Annotated in this window: 14 protein-coding genes; 7 read left to right on the top strand and 7 right to left on the bottom strand. The window is 37.0% G+C overall.

What is annotated here, in order from left to right; translation table 11 throughout:
- Positions 1-2 precede the first annotated feature (2 nt).
- Positions 3-716: a hypothetical protein gene (locus PSR12_RS20095; protein WP_221682821.1), complete on the bottom strand. Its 714-nt coding sequence runs from the start codon at positions 714-716 to the stop codon at positions 3-5.
- A 199-nt stretch (positions 717-915) separates the two neighbouring features.
- Here PSR12_RS20095 and PSR12_RS20090 point away from each other — a divergent pair, with 199 nt between their 5' ends.
- Both PSR12_RS20090 and PSR12_RS20085 read left to right on the top strand, forming a co-directional pair.
- The gene (locus PSR12_RS20090; protein WP_004225596.1) at positions 916-1,740 is read left to right on the top strand and encodes a polyphosphate kinase 2 family protein; all 825 of its coding nucleotides are present in this window, start codon (positions 916-918) and stop codon (positions 1,738-1,740) included.
- Between the two features lie 147 nt (positions 1,741-1,887).
- Positions 1,888-2,475 (top strand): GNAT family N-acetyltransferase, encoded by a 588-nt coding sequence (locus PSR12_RS20085; RefSeq protein WP_221682822.1) that lies wholly within the window; start codon positions 1,888-1,890, stop codon positions 2,473-2,475.
- 72 nt (positions 2,476-2,547) lie between these two features.
- On the opposite strand, the gene PSR12_RS20080 is transcribed toward PSR12_RS20085, so the two are convergent.
- The 3 genes from PSR12_RS20080 to PSR12_RS20070 form a co-directional block, all read right to left on the bottom strand.
- Positions 2,548-3,111: a beta-class carbonic anhydrase gene (locus PSR12_RS20080; protein WP_004225593.1), complete on the bottom strand. Its 564-nt coding sequence runs from the start codon at positions 3,109-3,111 to the stop codon at positions 2,548-2,550.
- Positions 3,112-3,290: 179 nt separating this feature from the next.
- On the bottom strand, positions 3,291-3,425 hold the full coding sequence (locus tag PSR12_RS20075) for a hypothetical protein (RefSeq protein ID WP_004225590.1): 135 nt from the start codon (positions 3,423-3,425) through the stop codon (positions 3,291-3,293).
- 140 nt (positions 3,426-3,565) lie between these two features.
- On the bottom strand, positions 3,566-4,807 hold the full coding sequence (locus tag PSR12_RS20070; protein ID WP_221682823.1) for an aminopeptidase: 1,242 nt from the start codon (positions 4,805-4,807) through the stop codon (positions 3,566-3,568).
- Between the two features lie 191 nt (positions 4,808-4,998).
- Between PSR12_RS20070 and motA the strand changes: the two genes are divergently transcribed.
- Complete coding sequence (gene motA, locus PSR12_RS20065; RefSeq protein ID WP_004225583.1) at positions 4,999-5,802, top strand: flagellar motor stator protein MotA; 804 nt, start codon at positions 4,999-5,001, stop codon at positions 5,800-5,802.
- The gene (gene motB, locus PSR12_RS20060; protein WP_004225581.1) at positions 5,786-6,538 is read left to right on the top strand and encodes a flagellar motor protein MotB; all 753 of its coding nucleotides are present in this window, start codon (positions 5,786-5,788) and stop codon (positions 6,536-6,538) included. The genes motA and motB overlap by 17 nt, the downstream gene beginning before the upstream one ends.
- A 66-nt stretch (positions 6,539-6,604) precedes the next feature.
- Here motB and PSR12_RS20055 read toward each other — a convergent pair whose 3' ends face one another.
- Positions 6,605-6,826, bottom strand: a complete 222-nt coding sequence (locus PSR12_RS20055) for a DUF1128 domain-containing protein (RefSeq protein WP_004225580.1) — start codon at positions 6,824-6,826, stop codon at positions 6,605-6,607.
- Positions 6,827-6,990: 164 nt separating this feature from the next.
- Between PSR12_RS20055 and PSR12_RS20050 the strand changes: the two genes are divergently transcribed.
- From PSR12_RS20050 to PSR12_RS20040, 3 genes are all read left to right on the top strand, one after another.
- Positions 6,991-8,321, top strand: a protein-coding gene (locus tag PSR12_RS20050) for an IS3 family transposase (protein ID WP_446720643.1) whose coding sequence is annotated in 2 segments (ribosomal slippage) — positions 6,991-7,378 and positions 7,378-8,321 — 1,332 coding nt in all. Because the reading frame shifts where the segments join, the coding sequence is not laid out codon by codon here.
- Positions 8,322-8,468: 147 nt separating this feature from the next.
- Positions 8,469-8,795: a hypothetical protein gene (locus PSR12_RS20045; RefSeq protein WP_004225578.1), complete on the top strand. Its 327-nt coding sequence runs from the start codon at positions 8,469-8,471 to the stop codon at positions 8,793-8,795.
- A gap of 22 nt (positions 8,796-8,817) precedes the next feature.
- Positions 8,818-9,735, top strand: a complete 918-nt coding sequence (locus PSR12_RS20040; protein ID WP_004225576.1) for a YihY/virulence factor BrkB family protein — start codon at positions 8,818-8,820, stop codon at positions 9,733-9,735.
- Between the two features lie 174 nt (positions 9,736-9,909).
- Here the strand turns inward: PSR12_RS20040 and PSR12_RS20035 are convergent, their stop codons facing one another.
- Positions 9,910-11,814 carry a heavy metal translocating P-type ATPase gene (locus PSR12_RS20035; RefSeq protein ID WP_263082260.1) on the bottom strand — a complete coding sequence of 635 codons (1,905 nt, stop codon included), beginning with the start codon at positions 11,812-11,814 and terminating at the stop codon, positions 9,910-9,912.
- Between the two features lie 272 nt (positions 11,815-12,086).
- Entirely contained in the window at positions 12,087-13,625 is a 1,539-nt protein-coding gene (locus tag PSR12_RS20030) for a fumarate hydratase (protein ID WP_274770257.1), read from the bottom strand.
- Between the last annotated feature and the right edge of the window lie 162 nt (positions 13,626-13,787).

The raw sequence follows: 13,787 nt of genomic DNA, 5'->3' as shown, positions 1-13,787 counted from the left end.
AATTATTTTTGGTAGGCAGGATTTTTTTTAATAAATAAAATGCCAACAAAGAGAACACCGCATAAAAATAAAGCGGCTGTAGTGACAAGTAGCTCATCAAAACCATTATGTATGGCGATTCCAATATAAGCCCAAATAAAAACACTTGGATACATAACATCAAAGTGATGGAAACGGATATGTAGCGCAATGGCTCCTCCTAAAGTAAGTAAAATCACTGCCCAAAGAGGCGTACTAAGACCAAAGCCGTTCCAACCATAAGCCGTTAACGTAAAGCTTGTATTTGTGATAAAAATAAATGTCATCCATGCTAAATAAATAGAGAAAGGAATACGACCAAACAAGGATTTGTTCTGAAGAGGGTACGTATTATACAACATAAACAAATACAAGACTAAGAGTAATGTAATGCCAAGAGAAACAATAAATAACTCATGGTGCCAGACATATATCATTAATGCTTGTAATATATTTATGCAACTAAAAAGCGCAGACTGTTTCAAAGTTGTCTTTTTCATGTTCATAACTAACCAATAACCGAGTAAAAAATAAATGACAATCCAAATTACATGACTTACACTAACTGGTGCAAATACTACAGAAAAACGATTAGCGATTTCTAGCGAAGATTGACCGTTGATGTTCACGAAAAAGGATGAAAAGGTTAGGATGATTGAGACAAGATAAGAGATTGTCATCATGATAAACCGAGGCATGTTTTCCTCTCCCTTCGTGTTAGATTGTATAGGGAAAAGACAAATAAGTATAGTACTGTCACTTTTTTTATTATAACGGAAATTTCCAACAATGTATCGTGTTGTTTTACTATTAATACCTACAATTTACCATGTCTGATAGGCATCCATATATTTCTTTAGTACAATAAGAATAGCCAAATAAAAGGAGTGAAGTTTCATGACACAAAATTTGAAGAATCTAGATCTAACTGTTGAACTAGACAAAAAGATGTATAAAAAGAAATTAAAAGTACTCCAATATGAAATGTTGAATGCACAACAATTTTTATTAAAAAACAAGATTGGCTTGATCTTGGTATTCGAAGGAATGGATGCGGCTGGTAAAGGTGGCGCTATTAAACGATTAATCGAACGTGTCGATCCCCGCGGTTATGTTGTACATCCTATTTCTGCCCCTCAAGCTCATGAATTACGCTACAATTATTTACAACGATTTTGGAGAAAATTGCCTCAACATGGGCAAATCGCTATTTTTGATCGCTCGTGGTATGGTCGCGTATTAGTAGAACGCATCGAAGGATTCGCAACAAAGGATGAATGGTCTCGTGCTTATGAAGAAATTAATAATTTCGAGAAGATTTTAACTGCAGGAGATTACATAATTATTAAGTTCTGGCTTCATGTTTCAGATGAGGAGCAATTAAAACGCTTTAAAGAACGTGAACAAAACCCTTACAAATCTTGGAAGTTAACAGCCGAGGATTGGCGCAATCGAGATAAAACACCTCAGTATATTGATGCAGCAAATGCGATGTTTGAAAAGACAGATAAAAAAGATGCACCATGGATCTTAGTCGCTGGAGATGACAAAAAGTATGCACGTGTTCAGGTGCTACAGGAAACTATTGCACACATTGAACGAGAGGCTCAAAGACGTGGTCTTCATTTAACAAATGTATTAGACAATACACAACTAGAAGATGCTGATTCCTCCAGCTTAGAAATAGTAAACGAGAAAAAGAAAGAACAAAAAACTAAATAATTAAATTGTGCTGCTATGACAATAAGACATAAGCTGTTTTGGTTGTAGCAGCCTGTTTTTTTACATACAATGAAATATAAATAGAGTTTATAGCCAATGTAACAAAGAGAAATGTATTGATTTTTATTGGAAGGCTAGTGTGGAGAAATGTTGCTTAAAATTTGGAATCTATTAAGAAAAAAGGGTGGGAATGTGGTAACAATAAAGGGGGAAAAATGCTACATCCGCACATTCCAAGAAAAAGATGCACGAAGTTTAACGGGCCTCGTAAGCCGTAATAAATACTTTTGGTCTATTTATGAGCCACTTCAAAGACCTGAATACTATACAGTCGATGCTCAATACAAAAAAATTCAAGAAAGCCTCTATTTAATGGAGTCAAAGCGTGAATTTACTTTTGGTATTTTTGAGCATGGTACAAATAATCTAATAGGGCATATTGCACTTTATGCTGTCAAACGCTTACCATACTCGAGTGCATTTGTTGGCTATGCGATGGATGAGATTTATGTTGGAAAGGGCATTGTCACAGAAGCTGTGAATATGGTGGTCCGATTTGCATTTGAACAAATTGGTCTGCATCGTGTAGAGGCCTATGTATCGACACAAAATACTGCCTCCATGCGTGTATTAGAGAAGGCTGGATTCCAGCAGGAGGGTCTGCTAAGAAAGCTACTGTATATCAATGGTCATTGGATAGATCACTATATGTATGCACGTTTAGAGGATGAATAGAATAATAAGTGCCTATCTTCCACATAGTGAGGATAGGCACTTGTTCTTTTATTAATGTATCAAGAAATAATTTTATTGTTTATTTCCATCTTCAATTAAATCTAGATGACCTGTATTTGGATCAATTATTAAACCATGGACAGGTACGTCTTTTACCATTAATGGGTGATTACGAATTGTATCGACACTTTTCTTAACACTTGTTGCTACATCACCGAAACCTCGTAAAAATTCCTTTAAATCAAAACCAGAATATTCCAACATTTTAATTGTTTCTGGATCTATGCCTCGTTGTACCATTTCGCTAAGCATGGCATCAGGATCAACCGCACTCATACCACAGTCATAATGACCAACAACATACACTTCATCAGCTTGTAGGCCATAGACAGCGACTAATAAACTACGCATAACTGCACCGAAAGGATGGCTCACTAACGCACCAGCACTTTTCACTATTTTTACATCGCCATTACGCAAATTCATCGCTTTTGGTAAAAGCTCTACAAGACGAGTATCCATACAAGATAAAACAACAATACGTTTATCAGGATATTTCGTAGTGATGAATGGCTCATATTTTTTTTCTTGTACAAACTCTTTGTTAAATTCTAGAATATCTTGTAACATTGTCATGAATATTGCTCCCTTCCTTACAAAAAATATTGTAGAGCAAAATTTTCAATATGCAAACAATAAAGACTTTATTCAGATAATTTTTACAATAAAGGAGCAGTTTCTTACGCTTTAGTAGATGAAATAACTTGTAAGCTATAAAAAAACAGCTACTTATAATAGTAGCTGTTTTTTACACATTAAAATTTTTCGTTTGGCTTTGGATCTACAGTTACTGAAGACTTGCTATCTAAACCAACTTGTAGGTAGTGGATGAAGAATCCCGTTGAAATTAATAAAACTGCTGAAAAGCCAAGAACAGTTGTAATGAACATTATTAGAGCTCCTCTCTACTTAAATGATCTACTAAAATTCCCTAAAACAATTATACAATAGGTTACTAGGAAAATCTAAGGATAATTTATGACAACCTTAACATACTTAGCCTAGAATACTATTAGTAGGAATGGATTATTTAGAAAGCCCAATTTCCATCACGGAATATTGGGTCTATTTGATCATCATGTGTTATTCCATCTATATTCATTTTGGTAGAGCCAATCATAAAGTCTACATGTGTCAAGCTTTGATTGAGACCATGCGCACTTAGTTCCTCAGAAGTCATTTCTTTGCCGCCCTCAATGCAAAAAGCATAGGCACTACCAATGGCAAAATGATTGGATGCATTTTCATCAAACAATGTATTGTAAAATAATAGGTCAGATTGTGAAATAGGTGATTGATGTGGTACTAATGCTATTTCACCAAGGTAATGAGCACCTTCATCTGTTTCAATAAGAGAAGCTAAAATTTCTTGGCCTTGCTCCGCCTTGACGTCAATGATTCGACCATCTTTAAATGTTAATGTGAAATTATCTATAATATTGCCGCCATAGCTTAAAGGCTTAGTGCTTGATACATAACCATTAACACCTGTTTTTAGCGGTGCTGTAAAAATTTCTTCCGTTGGCATATTGGCCATAAATGTTTGACCTTGTGTACTTATGCTACTACCCCCTGTCCACACATGGTGTGGAGGCAGCTCAATTGTTAAATCTGTGCCTGGCGCAGTATAGTGTAGTGACTTAAATTGCTTTGCATTTAAATAATCAGCTTTGCTATGTAATTCCTGATCATGGGCATGCCAAGCTTCAACAGGATTTTCAAGGTCTATACGTGTGGCTGCAAAGATAGCTTCCCATAATGCATCCATTTGCTGTTCTTCTGGAAGGTGAGGAAAGACCTTTGCTGCCCAAGCTTTAGATGGAGCAGCAATGACAGACCAGCTAAACTTATCTGCTTGTAACCATTGATAATAGTTGGCAAGTGCTTGGCCAGATGCTTTTTGGAATGCCATGATTCTATCACGCTCAATACCTTTTAATAGATCTGGATTTTGTGAGCTAATGCTTAAGAAAGCTGCACCATGTTCAGCTAACCATTCACGTTCCTGCACTTTCCAAGGTGGGAAGAAATCAAATGAGTCTTTTGGTGCCCCTTCATAGCGAGCGCGTACAAGTTCATCATCGGATATATCGACAAAAACTTGTTTTGCACCATTTTTATAGGCGATTTTAGTAATTATTTGTGCGAGTTTTAGGTTATCAGTCGAACAGCTTATATAAAGATACTGATCTTTTTGGATATTTACTCCTACTTTCACCGCTAACTCGGCATATTTTAGTAATTTTGTGTCAAACGATAATAACAAAATCATATCCCCTTTCAATTTAAGACAGTTAAGTGTAATATTCTTAATTCAATATAATCAAAAATGGTCGAAATGTGAATAAAAAGCATTAATTACATCGAAAAATATATGAAATACATTTATACTAGGAATATATATATTTAAAATATGGAAAAAAAGACGAAATAACATTAGATAGTAGATTTGGAGGTTCTAGAATGGATAAGTCGTCGATTATAGGGTTAATACTTGCTTTAGTAGCACTATTAACAGGGATGGTAATGAAGGGTGTAAGTTTATCAGCATTTTATAACCCTGCAGCTATCCTAATTATCATTTTTGGTACTATTTCCGCAGTAACAATTGCCTTTCCTATGCAGGAGTTAAAGCGTGTGCCGAAGCTATTTAAAATTCTTTTTAAAGAAACAAAATTAGCAAATGATATAGAGATTATTAAAATGTTTTCACAATGGGCTGACTTAGCTCGTCGTGAAGGGCTATTAGCACTTGAAAGTAAGGCCTCAGAGATTGAAGATCCATTTTTAAAAAATGGCCTTACATTAGCAATTGATGGTCAAAATGCTGACTACATACGTGATGTCCTAACAGAAGAAGTAGAAGCAATGGAAGAACGTCATACTAGTGGAGCAGCTATTTTTACACAAGCAGGTACATATGCACCTACTTTAGGGGTTCTTGGTGCAGTAGTTGGGTTAATCGCCGCATTGGCTGATATGAATGATATCGAAAAGCTAGGACATGCTATTTCAGCTGCATTCATGGCTACATTACTCGGTATCTTTACAGGGTATGTTTTATGGCATCCATTTGCGAACAAGCTAAAACGTAAATCTGCTTTAGAGGTAAAACAAAAGAGAATGATGATTGAGGGTATCCTTTCAGTATTAGAAGGGGAGGCTCCACGTGTAATTGAACAGAAACTATCATCATACTTAACGATGGAAGAACGTCGTCAAATTTCTGGTGAAAGCGGGGCGGGTGGCCTTGGCAAAGAAAGCTAAGAAAAAAAAGCATGATGAACATATTGATGAATCTTGGTTAGTGCCATACGCAGATATTTTAACTTTGCTGCTAGCCGTATTCATTATTTTGTTTGCCTCAAGTTCAGTCGATCAAGAAAAGCTAGAAAGAATGTCGGCAGTTTTTAATCAAGTCTTTGATGGTGGAACTAGTTTTCTAGAGCAACCTGCTCCAGTGCCTACTCCGAATGCAGATAGCGACCAAACGCCACAGCAAAACTCTGCCTATTTAAAGGATCAACAGGAGTTAGCTGAAATAAAAGATAGTGTCGATAATTTTATTGCAGTCAATGAAATGGAAGATCAGTTTGCCACAGAAATGACGGATGAAGGGTTGCTTGTAACAATCCGTGATAGTATTTTATTCGATCCAGGGCAGGCAACAGTTAAACCTGAGTACGTCCCTATTGCCAAAGAGCTATCAACTATGCTGGAATCTGATCCAGCTCGAAATATTGTCATCACAGGTCATACAGATAATGTGCCAGCAGGTCCGAATTTTACATCGAATTTTCAGTTATCTGTAATGCGTGCAACTAAATTTTTAGAACTGCTTATTGAAAGTAATGACAAATTAGATCCTACGCGCTTTAGTGCAAAAGGAAACGGTGAGTATCGTGCAATTGCACCAAATGACACAGCCGAAGGACGCGCAAAGAATCGTCGTGTAGAAGTATTAATTCAACCATTAGTTACTGAGGATGGTTCAGAAACTTAGAGTACACAGTAATAAAAAGCTATTAGCAACAGACAAATGTCTTAGGCTAATAGCTTTTCGTTTTACCTATTTTCGTAAAGATCCTAATTCAGCAACAATCGCTTGCATTTCGCTTGGACTAAAAGTTTCTCTTTTCATAACCATTTCATATAGATACACTAAATCTTCATAATTTGCTTCATCGAAGTTTTCTGATTTCATTGCATCGACATTCACCATACGAAGCTTGTCCTTCATTTGATCAACCATATACATAACGTTTTCTTTAGATGGAACTGATAAATCCATTTTTTACCCTACCTTTCGTAATCCTCGCACATATCATTTCATTGAATAAAAAAAATGTCAACTCCGTATTTAAACTGTACCCTATAAGATAGACACTTGAAAAAGGTCATCTTATAGGGCATTTTTGTTTATAATTGAAAAAAACAAGATTCGGAGCCACTACTATGACTAAGAACTTTTTAACACCCCACCAACAAAATGAATTAAAAAAGAATCCGTATGTAAAAGCTGTGAGCAATAAAGCGATTACGTATACGGATGAGTTTAAACGCTTATTTATTGCACAATCTGAAACAGGAAAATTACCAAGAGAAATTTTTGAAGAAGCGGGATTTGACGTGGAAGCGATTGGTATAACACGTATTCACAGAGCAGGTACTAGGTGGAGAACAGCTTATAAAAAACGTGGAATCACCGGTTTAGAAGATTCTCGAAAACACAGTACAGGACGTCCTATCGAGCGAGAATTAAGTATAGAGGAAAAGTATGCACGACTTGAAGCAAAAATGCGTTTACTAGAAGCTGAAAACGAACTATTAAAAAAGATCGATTTACTCGAAAGGCAGATGTTGAAAAAGAAATAAAACTCGCACCAGAACTGAAATTTGAACTGATTGGTCAAACGATTGAAACGTATGGATTGAAGCGAATGGTACGCTATCTTTGTGAAGTGTTGGAGGTATCACGCTCAGGCTATTATAACTATTTTAAGGAAGAATCTCTTCAAAAAAGAGCGATGAAACACCAAGCAGATGAAGTCGTAAAGGAAGTGATTTTAAAAGCGTATCGATTCCGACGACGTCACAAAGGCGCACGTCAAATCAAAATGACGCTTCACCATCAATATGGTATTACCTATAATCTGAAGCGAATTCGCCGCATTATGAAGAAGTTCGGGGTTATCTGTCCAATTCGTAAAGCGAATCCTTACCGTCGTCTAGCCAAAGCCACACAAGAACATCGTACGTGTCCACATATGCTCGAACGCCAATTTAAACAAGGCGTGGCTGGTAAAGTCCTCTTAACAGATATCACGTATTTGACATATAAAAATGGTAAACGTGCTTATTTATCAACGATTAAAGACGCTGAGACGAATGAGATTTTGGCGTATGAAGTAGCAGATAGCATCACAATGGAAATTGTGCTCGACACTTTGAAAAAACTGAAAAAGCTAAAGCATCTAGCTCAGGACGCCTTCATCCACTCAGACCAAGGTTTTCATTATACCAATCCAGCGTTCCAAAAACTCGTGAAACAAATGGGCTTAGGTCAATCGATGTCACGCCGAGGAAACTGTTGGGACAACGCACCTCAAGAATCATTCTTTGGGCATTTTAAAGATGAGACGAATATAAAAGATTGTGAGACATTGGAAGACGTAAAACAAGAAGTGAAAAGCTATATGATCTATTATAACCATTATCGAGGTCAGTGGGATTTAAAAAAGCTGCCGCCTGTAAAATACAGACTGCAGCTTCAAGAAGTTGCCTAACCTTTTTCAAAATGTCCTTTACAAAGGGTACACTTTAATTTGGGCATTGCTTTAAAAATAGACTGTTATTGGGTAGAATAAGTGCAGAAGACTGTTTATTTATGAAATAATAGGGAATATGCAACTATACAAGCAGGGGGTTTTAATATGGGTCAAAGTAAATTATTAGCATCTATTGTAGCAGGAGCAGCAGTAGGAGCAGCATTAAGTATGTTAGATCGCGCTACACGAGAAAAAACAATTGCCTCAACTAAAAAGATGAAGGAAGCCGTCTCATATTATGCAGCAAATCGAGAAGAATTGCAGGTGTTGGTAGAGGAAAAGGTACTCGCGGCAAAGGTGCTTTGTGAAAGTGTGTCAGATAATGTCAACACTATTGCTGAAAAGGTGGATGAATTTAAGGATTTACCTTCCACGATACAGGGAATGATTGAAGATACGAAATCAGCCTTTACTTTACCTCATAAGGAGTAAAGGTCGTTTTAGGAGGAATTGTATGGAAAAGAATAAAGCAACATTGCATAACGCTTTTGGGTTTGTAAAATCGTTTGTCTCTCCAGAGGAGGGAGCGATTGATATTATGACATCCAAAGGCTTTATCCAAGATTTAATAGGTCGGCTCAAGCGTGTTGAAATATCTGCGCTTGCTGCACAATTGGCTTATTTCTTTTTACTATCGTTCTTCCCCTTACTTATTTTCTTGGTGACACTATTACCATATCTTAACTTAGAAACCACTCAGGTCTATTCATTTTTAGTGAATATCTTACCTGATGAAGTGTATAAGCTTATTGAAAATACACTGAATGAAATTTTAACTAATCGCAACAGTAGTTTACTGTCCATTGGGGTTTTAGGTACTATTTGGTCTGCATCTAAAGGCATTAATGCATTACTTCGTGCTTTAAATAAAGCCTATGATACAGAAGGGAGAGCAGGCATATTAGATAGGGGTTTATCACTTGTTTTTACAATCGCTCTCGTTATTGTTATTGCCGTTGCGCTCTTATTACCGGTCTTTGGTCAGCAAATTGGGCATTTCCTATTCTCGATCGTCGGAATAGAGGAGCAATTTGAATCTGTTTGGCATAGATTAAGATGGTCAATCCCGCCATTATTGATTTTCATCGTATTAATGGGCATTTACTGGTTTGTGCCAAATACAAGTCCTCGTTTGAAAATAATGGGCGTATGGCCAGGAGCGTTATTTGCCACGCTTGCTTGGTTAGCAGTCACATATGGTTTCTCTTTTTATATTAATAATTTTGCAAATTATTCTGCTACATACGGTAGTATTGGTGGCGTCATTATTTTAATGCTCTGGTTATATTTTACGGGAATCATTTTAATCTTTGGTGGCGTATTAAATGCTACAATGCAGAAAAGAGCACTTCAAAAGGAAATTCGTCGATAATGAAATGATCATTCATTAATAAGAGCCTCGCTAAACTCCTAAAGAGTAGCGAGGCTCATTTTACTTGATTTTACCTGATTAAATGCATCAAATATTCAATAAAAGCCTCAGCGCATGTCGCAGGAAGAGTAGCTTCAAGCAAGCTGACGCAATTATGCTGAGGTTTAATTGATGTTAAACATTTTTATTGAGCATACGTAAACCATTTAGAATAACTAGAATTGTACTACCTTCATGACCGATTACGCCTAAAGGCAAGTCGACAACTTGTAAAAAGTTAGAGGCGATTAATAAGACAATAACCCCGATAGAAAAGAAAATATTTTGTTTCACAATACGTTGCATTTTGCGTGATAAACGAACAGCATAGGCGATTTTTGATAAGTCATTTTTCATTAGCACGACATCCGCTGTTTCAAGCGCCACGTCTGTGCCTTCACCCATCGCTATGCCAGTAGTTGCTGTAGCCAATGCAGGGGCATCATTAATACCGTCGCCGACCATGCCAACAAATTGATGCTGTGTAAGTAGGCGTTTCATTTCAGTTACCTTCGTTTCTGGCAAACATTCTGCGACGAATTCAGTAACGCCAGCCTCCTTCGCGATAACTTTGGCTGTTTTTTCGTTGTCGCCTGTAAGCATCACCACTTGAATACCAAGCTCTTTTAATAATGTAACAGCTTTCTTAGCTTCGGAGCGTACAGTATCTTTTAATGCTGTTAATGCAACAATACCGTGTTGATCACGAATGAAAATAACTGTTTTTCCCTCTGCTGCAAGTTTAGTTACAGCATTATTTGCAAAATTGTTAGCAAGTTGCACATCAACAAATTCTGGTTTGCCTACTTGATACTCCTTGTTTTGAATCGTTCCTTTAATACCCCAGCCAGGAATATCTTCAATAGTTGCTTGTGGTAGTATGTCGATTCCTTCAGCCTTAGCATAGGAGGTAATCGCTTGGGCAAGGGGATGATTGGATTGAGATTCAATTCCTGCAAGAATTGCTAAAGCCGTATCACGTTCTACTCCATCACGGACAATAAAATCTGTAACAACTGGTTTTCCTTGCGTTAAAGTACCTGTTTTATCGACAGCCAATGCACGTAACACACTAAGATGCTCTAAATGTAAACCACCTTTAAATAGCACACCATTTTTTGCACCATTTGATATAGTAGCGAGTGTTGCAGGCATAATGGAAGCAACGAGTGCACAAGGTGAAGCAACCACTAATAACACCATTGCTCGGTAAAAGGTTGTTGTCCAGTCCCAGCCGAGTAAGAAGTGAGGAAGAACCATCATAATGGCAACACCAAGTAAAACAAATTTTACATAAGTCCCTTCAAACTTTTCGATGAATTGTTGAGAGGGGGATTTTTCACTTTGGGCACTTTGAACGAGCTGTATAATTTTTTGGAAAAGGGTCTCTGAATTCGCCTTTGTCATTTCCATAGTAATAGCACCATTTAAGTTGACTGTGCCTGCAAAAACTTCGTCCCCTTCGCTTTTTGAGATTGGCAGTGGCTCTCCGCTAATAGCTGACTCATCAATAGAAGATTGGCCTTTAAAAATAATGCCGTCTGCTGGAATTCGTTCACCCGGTTTAATCAATAAATGATCCCCGATTTGTAATGTGGAAACTGATACTTTCAAAGGCTCAAATCCGCCACGCACTAACCAGGCTTCTTCGGGCTGTAAATTCATAAGGGCAGATATTTCGCGATGACTTTTATTCATCGCATACGTTTCAAGTGCACCACTTACTGCAAAAATAAATATTAGAATGGCTCCCTCTGTCCAATAGCCAATTGCAGCTGAGCCAATTGCAGCTAATACCATCAACAGCTCAACATTTAGCTTTCGCTCTACTATGGTCTCTTCAATGCCTTCTTTTGCTTTCGCGAAACCACCTACACAAAAGGCAATTAAATATAGTAGAACAGAAGCCGTTGTTTGTCCATTGGTGTCTAAACGCCATGCTAGTAAGATGAAAATTCCAGCCATTAATGCGGCAATTAGTTCTGCATGTTCTTTTATTTTCTCAATTACTCTTATATTTTCTCGATTAGAGTATTCCATCTCTATCCCTCCTGATAATGAAAATCAATATCAAAACCTTTATAAAATAGCATTGTTTTGAGCTGTTTAATTGAAAATGGATTTCAATTACCATCTCTTTTATTTAGAATTATTATAACAAAGGAATTTATAAAAATAAAGTAGGAAGTTTGATGGAGATTTTTAAACAATTTGCAAAAGGATTGAAAAAAGCACAGTCTATTCACTAGGAATATTCTGTGCCTTACAAAATTGTGCAATAAAACGAGTTACTACTGCTATCTATTATTTAATTAGAAGACTCTTTCTGCATGCAAAGCAAGTTTTTCTAATGATGATTTATCCACATCTGCATGTAGTGAGTTACCATGTGAATCCATTGTCACAACTGCTGTAAATTTTTCAACATTTAAGTGCCACATAGCTTCAGGAATACCGAATTCCATCAAATCAACACCATCAACGCCTTTAATACAGTCCGCATAGTATTGTGCTGCTCCACCGATTGCATTCAAGTAAACGCCACCATGCTCATTAAGCGCTTTTAATGTTTTTGGTCCCATCCCACCTTTACCAATAACAGCACGGATACCGAATTTTTTCATGATATCGCCTTGATAAGGCTCCTCACGAATTGAAGTAGTTGGACCAGCTGCTTTCACTGTCCAATTGCCATCTTCATCCTTAGCCATTACAGGTCCACAGTGATAAATAACTTGTCCATTTAAATCAACTGGTGCATCGTGGCTCATTAAATGGTGGTGGATGGCGTCACGGCCAGTATACATACGACCAGTAATAGAAACGACATCACCAACTTTTAATGAACGAATTTGTTCTTCAGTAATTGGCGCAGTAAGTTCTACTACATCTGTAGTTGTATCTTCTGTTGTAGCAGCTACTTCATTCTCTTTGAAGGTAATTTTTTCACCTTCTTGATAGTGCCAATTCAAAATTTCGCCAGTTTGAGGATCGATGTCCACAGCCATACGACGGTAAGCCCAACAATTATATGCTACTGATACATAGAAAGAGGCAGGAATACGGTGCATTACGCCAATTTTACAGCCTAATAATGTTGCTTCACCACCGAAGCCCATTGTACCGATACCAAATGTGTTAGCCGTTTTAACCACATACTCTTCTAATTTAGCAAGATCTGCATTTGGATTTGTATCTTCAACATGGCGGAATAATTGCTCTTTTGCTAAATCATAGCCAGAAGAACGGTCTCCACCAATACCTACACCAATGAAACCAGCAGAACAGCCTTGACCTTGTGCTTGGTATACAGAGTGTAAAATACATTTACGAATACCATCTAAGTCACGCCCTGCACGACCAAGACCTTCTAATTCACATGGTAGACTGTATTGAATGTTTTTATTTTCACAGCCTCCACCTTTGAGAATTAACTTAATTGTAATGTAATCTTTTTCCCATTGTTCAAATTTCATTACTGGCAAACCATCACCAAGATTATTACCACTGTTTGCACCAGATAGTGAATCCACCGCATTAGGACGTAATTTTGCATCTGCAGTTGTATCATTGATTGCTTTTTTGATTGCAGCTTTAATTTCTAATTGATTTACGCCAACAGGAGTATAAATTTTGAAAGTTGGTAGCCCTGTATCCTGACAAATTGGTGACACGTTATCTTCTGCCATAATAATATTATTTGCGATTGTGTCTAAGCTCATTGCTGCACGAGTACCAGAATTTTCAGCTTCTTTTGCTTTTTTAATAGCACGACGTACATCCTTAGGTAAATTCGTAGATGTTTCAGTAATTAAATCGTAAAGACTCTTCTCCAAATTTTGTAGATTCATTGGTATTGCCCCCCATAGAAAAATTGATTATTTCCACGTTACATTATACTCTTTTCAACTAATGAAAAAAAGAGTCCATATCTGAGACTGCTAAATTAAAGCATATTTTAATAATATAGAAGGAGAGTATTGATTTTGTAGAACGTTTGTTCTAAAATAGAA

The organism is Lysinibacillus sp. G01H (genome assembly GCF_028872195.1).
In the GTDB taxonomy this organism is placed as follows: Bacteria; Bacillota; Bacilli; order Bacillales_A; family Planococcaceae; genus Lysinibacillus; species Lysinibacillus capsici.
The sequence above is the reverse complement of the archived record's forward strand: the minus strand, read 5'-3'. Positions and strand labels throughout refer to the sequence as shown.

Bases quoted from the DNA above. Each gene is read 5' to 3' on its own strand.
- PSR12_RS20090 (WP_004225596.1), top strand. From the start codon at position 916: ATGACACAAAATTTGAAGAATCTAGATCTAACTGTTGAACTAGACAAA.
- PSR12_RS20035 (WP_263082260.1), bottom strand. From the start codon at position 11,814: ATGGAATACTCTAATCGAGAAAATATAAGAGTAATTGAGAAAATAAAA.
- PSR12_RS20045 (WP_004225578.1), top strand. From the start codon at position 8,469: ATGGGTCAAAGTAAATTATTAGCATCTATTGTAGCAGGAGCAGCAGTA.
- PSR12_RS20030 (WP_274770257.1), bottom strand. From the start codon at position 13,625: ATGAATCTACAAAATTTGGAGAAGAGTCTTTACGATTTAATTACTGAA.
- PSR12_RS20040 (WP_004225576.1), top strand. From the start codon at position 8,818: ATGGAAAAGAATAAAGCAACATTGCATAACGCTTTTGGGTTTGTAAAA.
- PSR12_RS20095 (WP_221682821.1), bottom strand. From the start codon at position 716: ATGCCTCGGTTTATCATGATGACAATCTCTTATCTTGTCTCAATCATC.
- PSR12_RS20080 (WP_004225593.1), bottom strand. From the start codon at position 3,111: ATGACAATGTTACAAGATATTCTAGAATTTAACAAAGAGTTTGTACAA.
- PSR12_RS20055 (WP_004225580.1), bottom strand. From the start codon at position 6,826: ATGGATTTATCAGTTCCATCTAAAGAAAACGTTATGTATATGGTTGAT.
- PSR12_RS20085 (WP_221682822.1), top strand. From the start codon at position 1,888: ATGTTGCTTAAAATTTGGAATCTATTAAGAAAAAAGGGTGGGAATGTG.
- motA (WP_004225583.1), top strand. From the start codon at position 4,999: ATGGATAAGTCGTCGATTATAGGGTTAATACTTGCTTTAGTAGCACTA.
- PSR12_RS20075 (WP_004225590.1), bottom strand. From the start codon at position 3,425: ATGTTCATTACAACTGTTCTTGGCTTTTCAGCAGTTTTATTAATTTCA.
- PSR12_RS20070 (WP_221682823.1), bottom strand. From the start codon at position 4,807: ATGATTTTGTTATTATCGTTTGACACAAAATTACTAAAATATGCCGAG.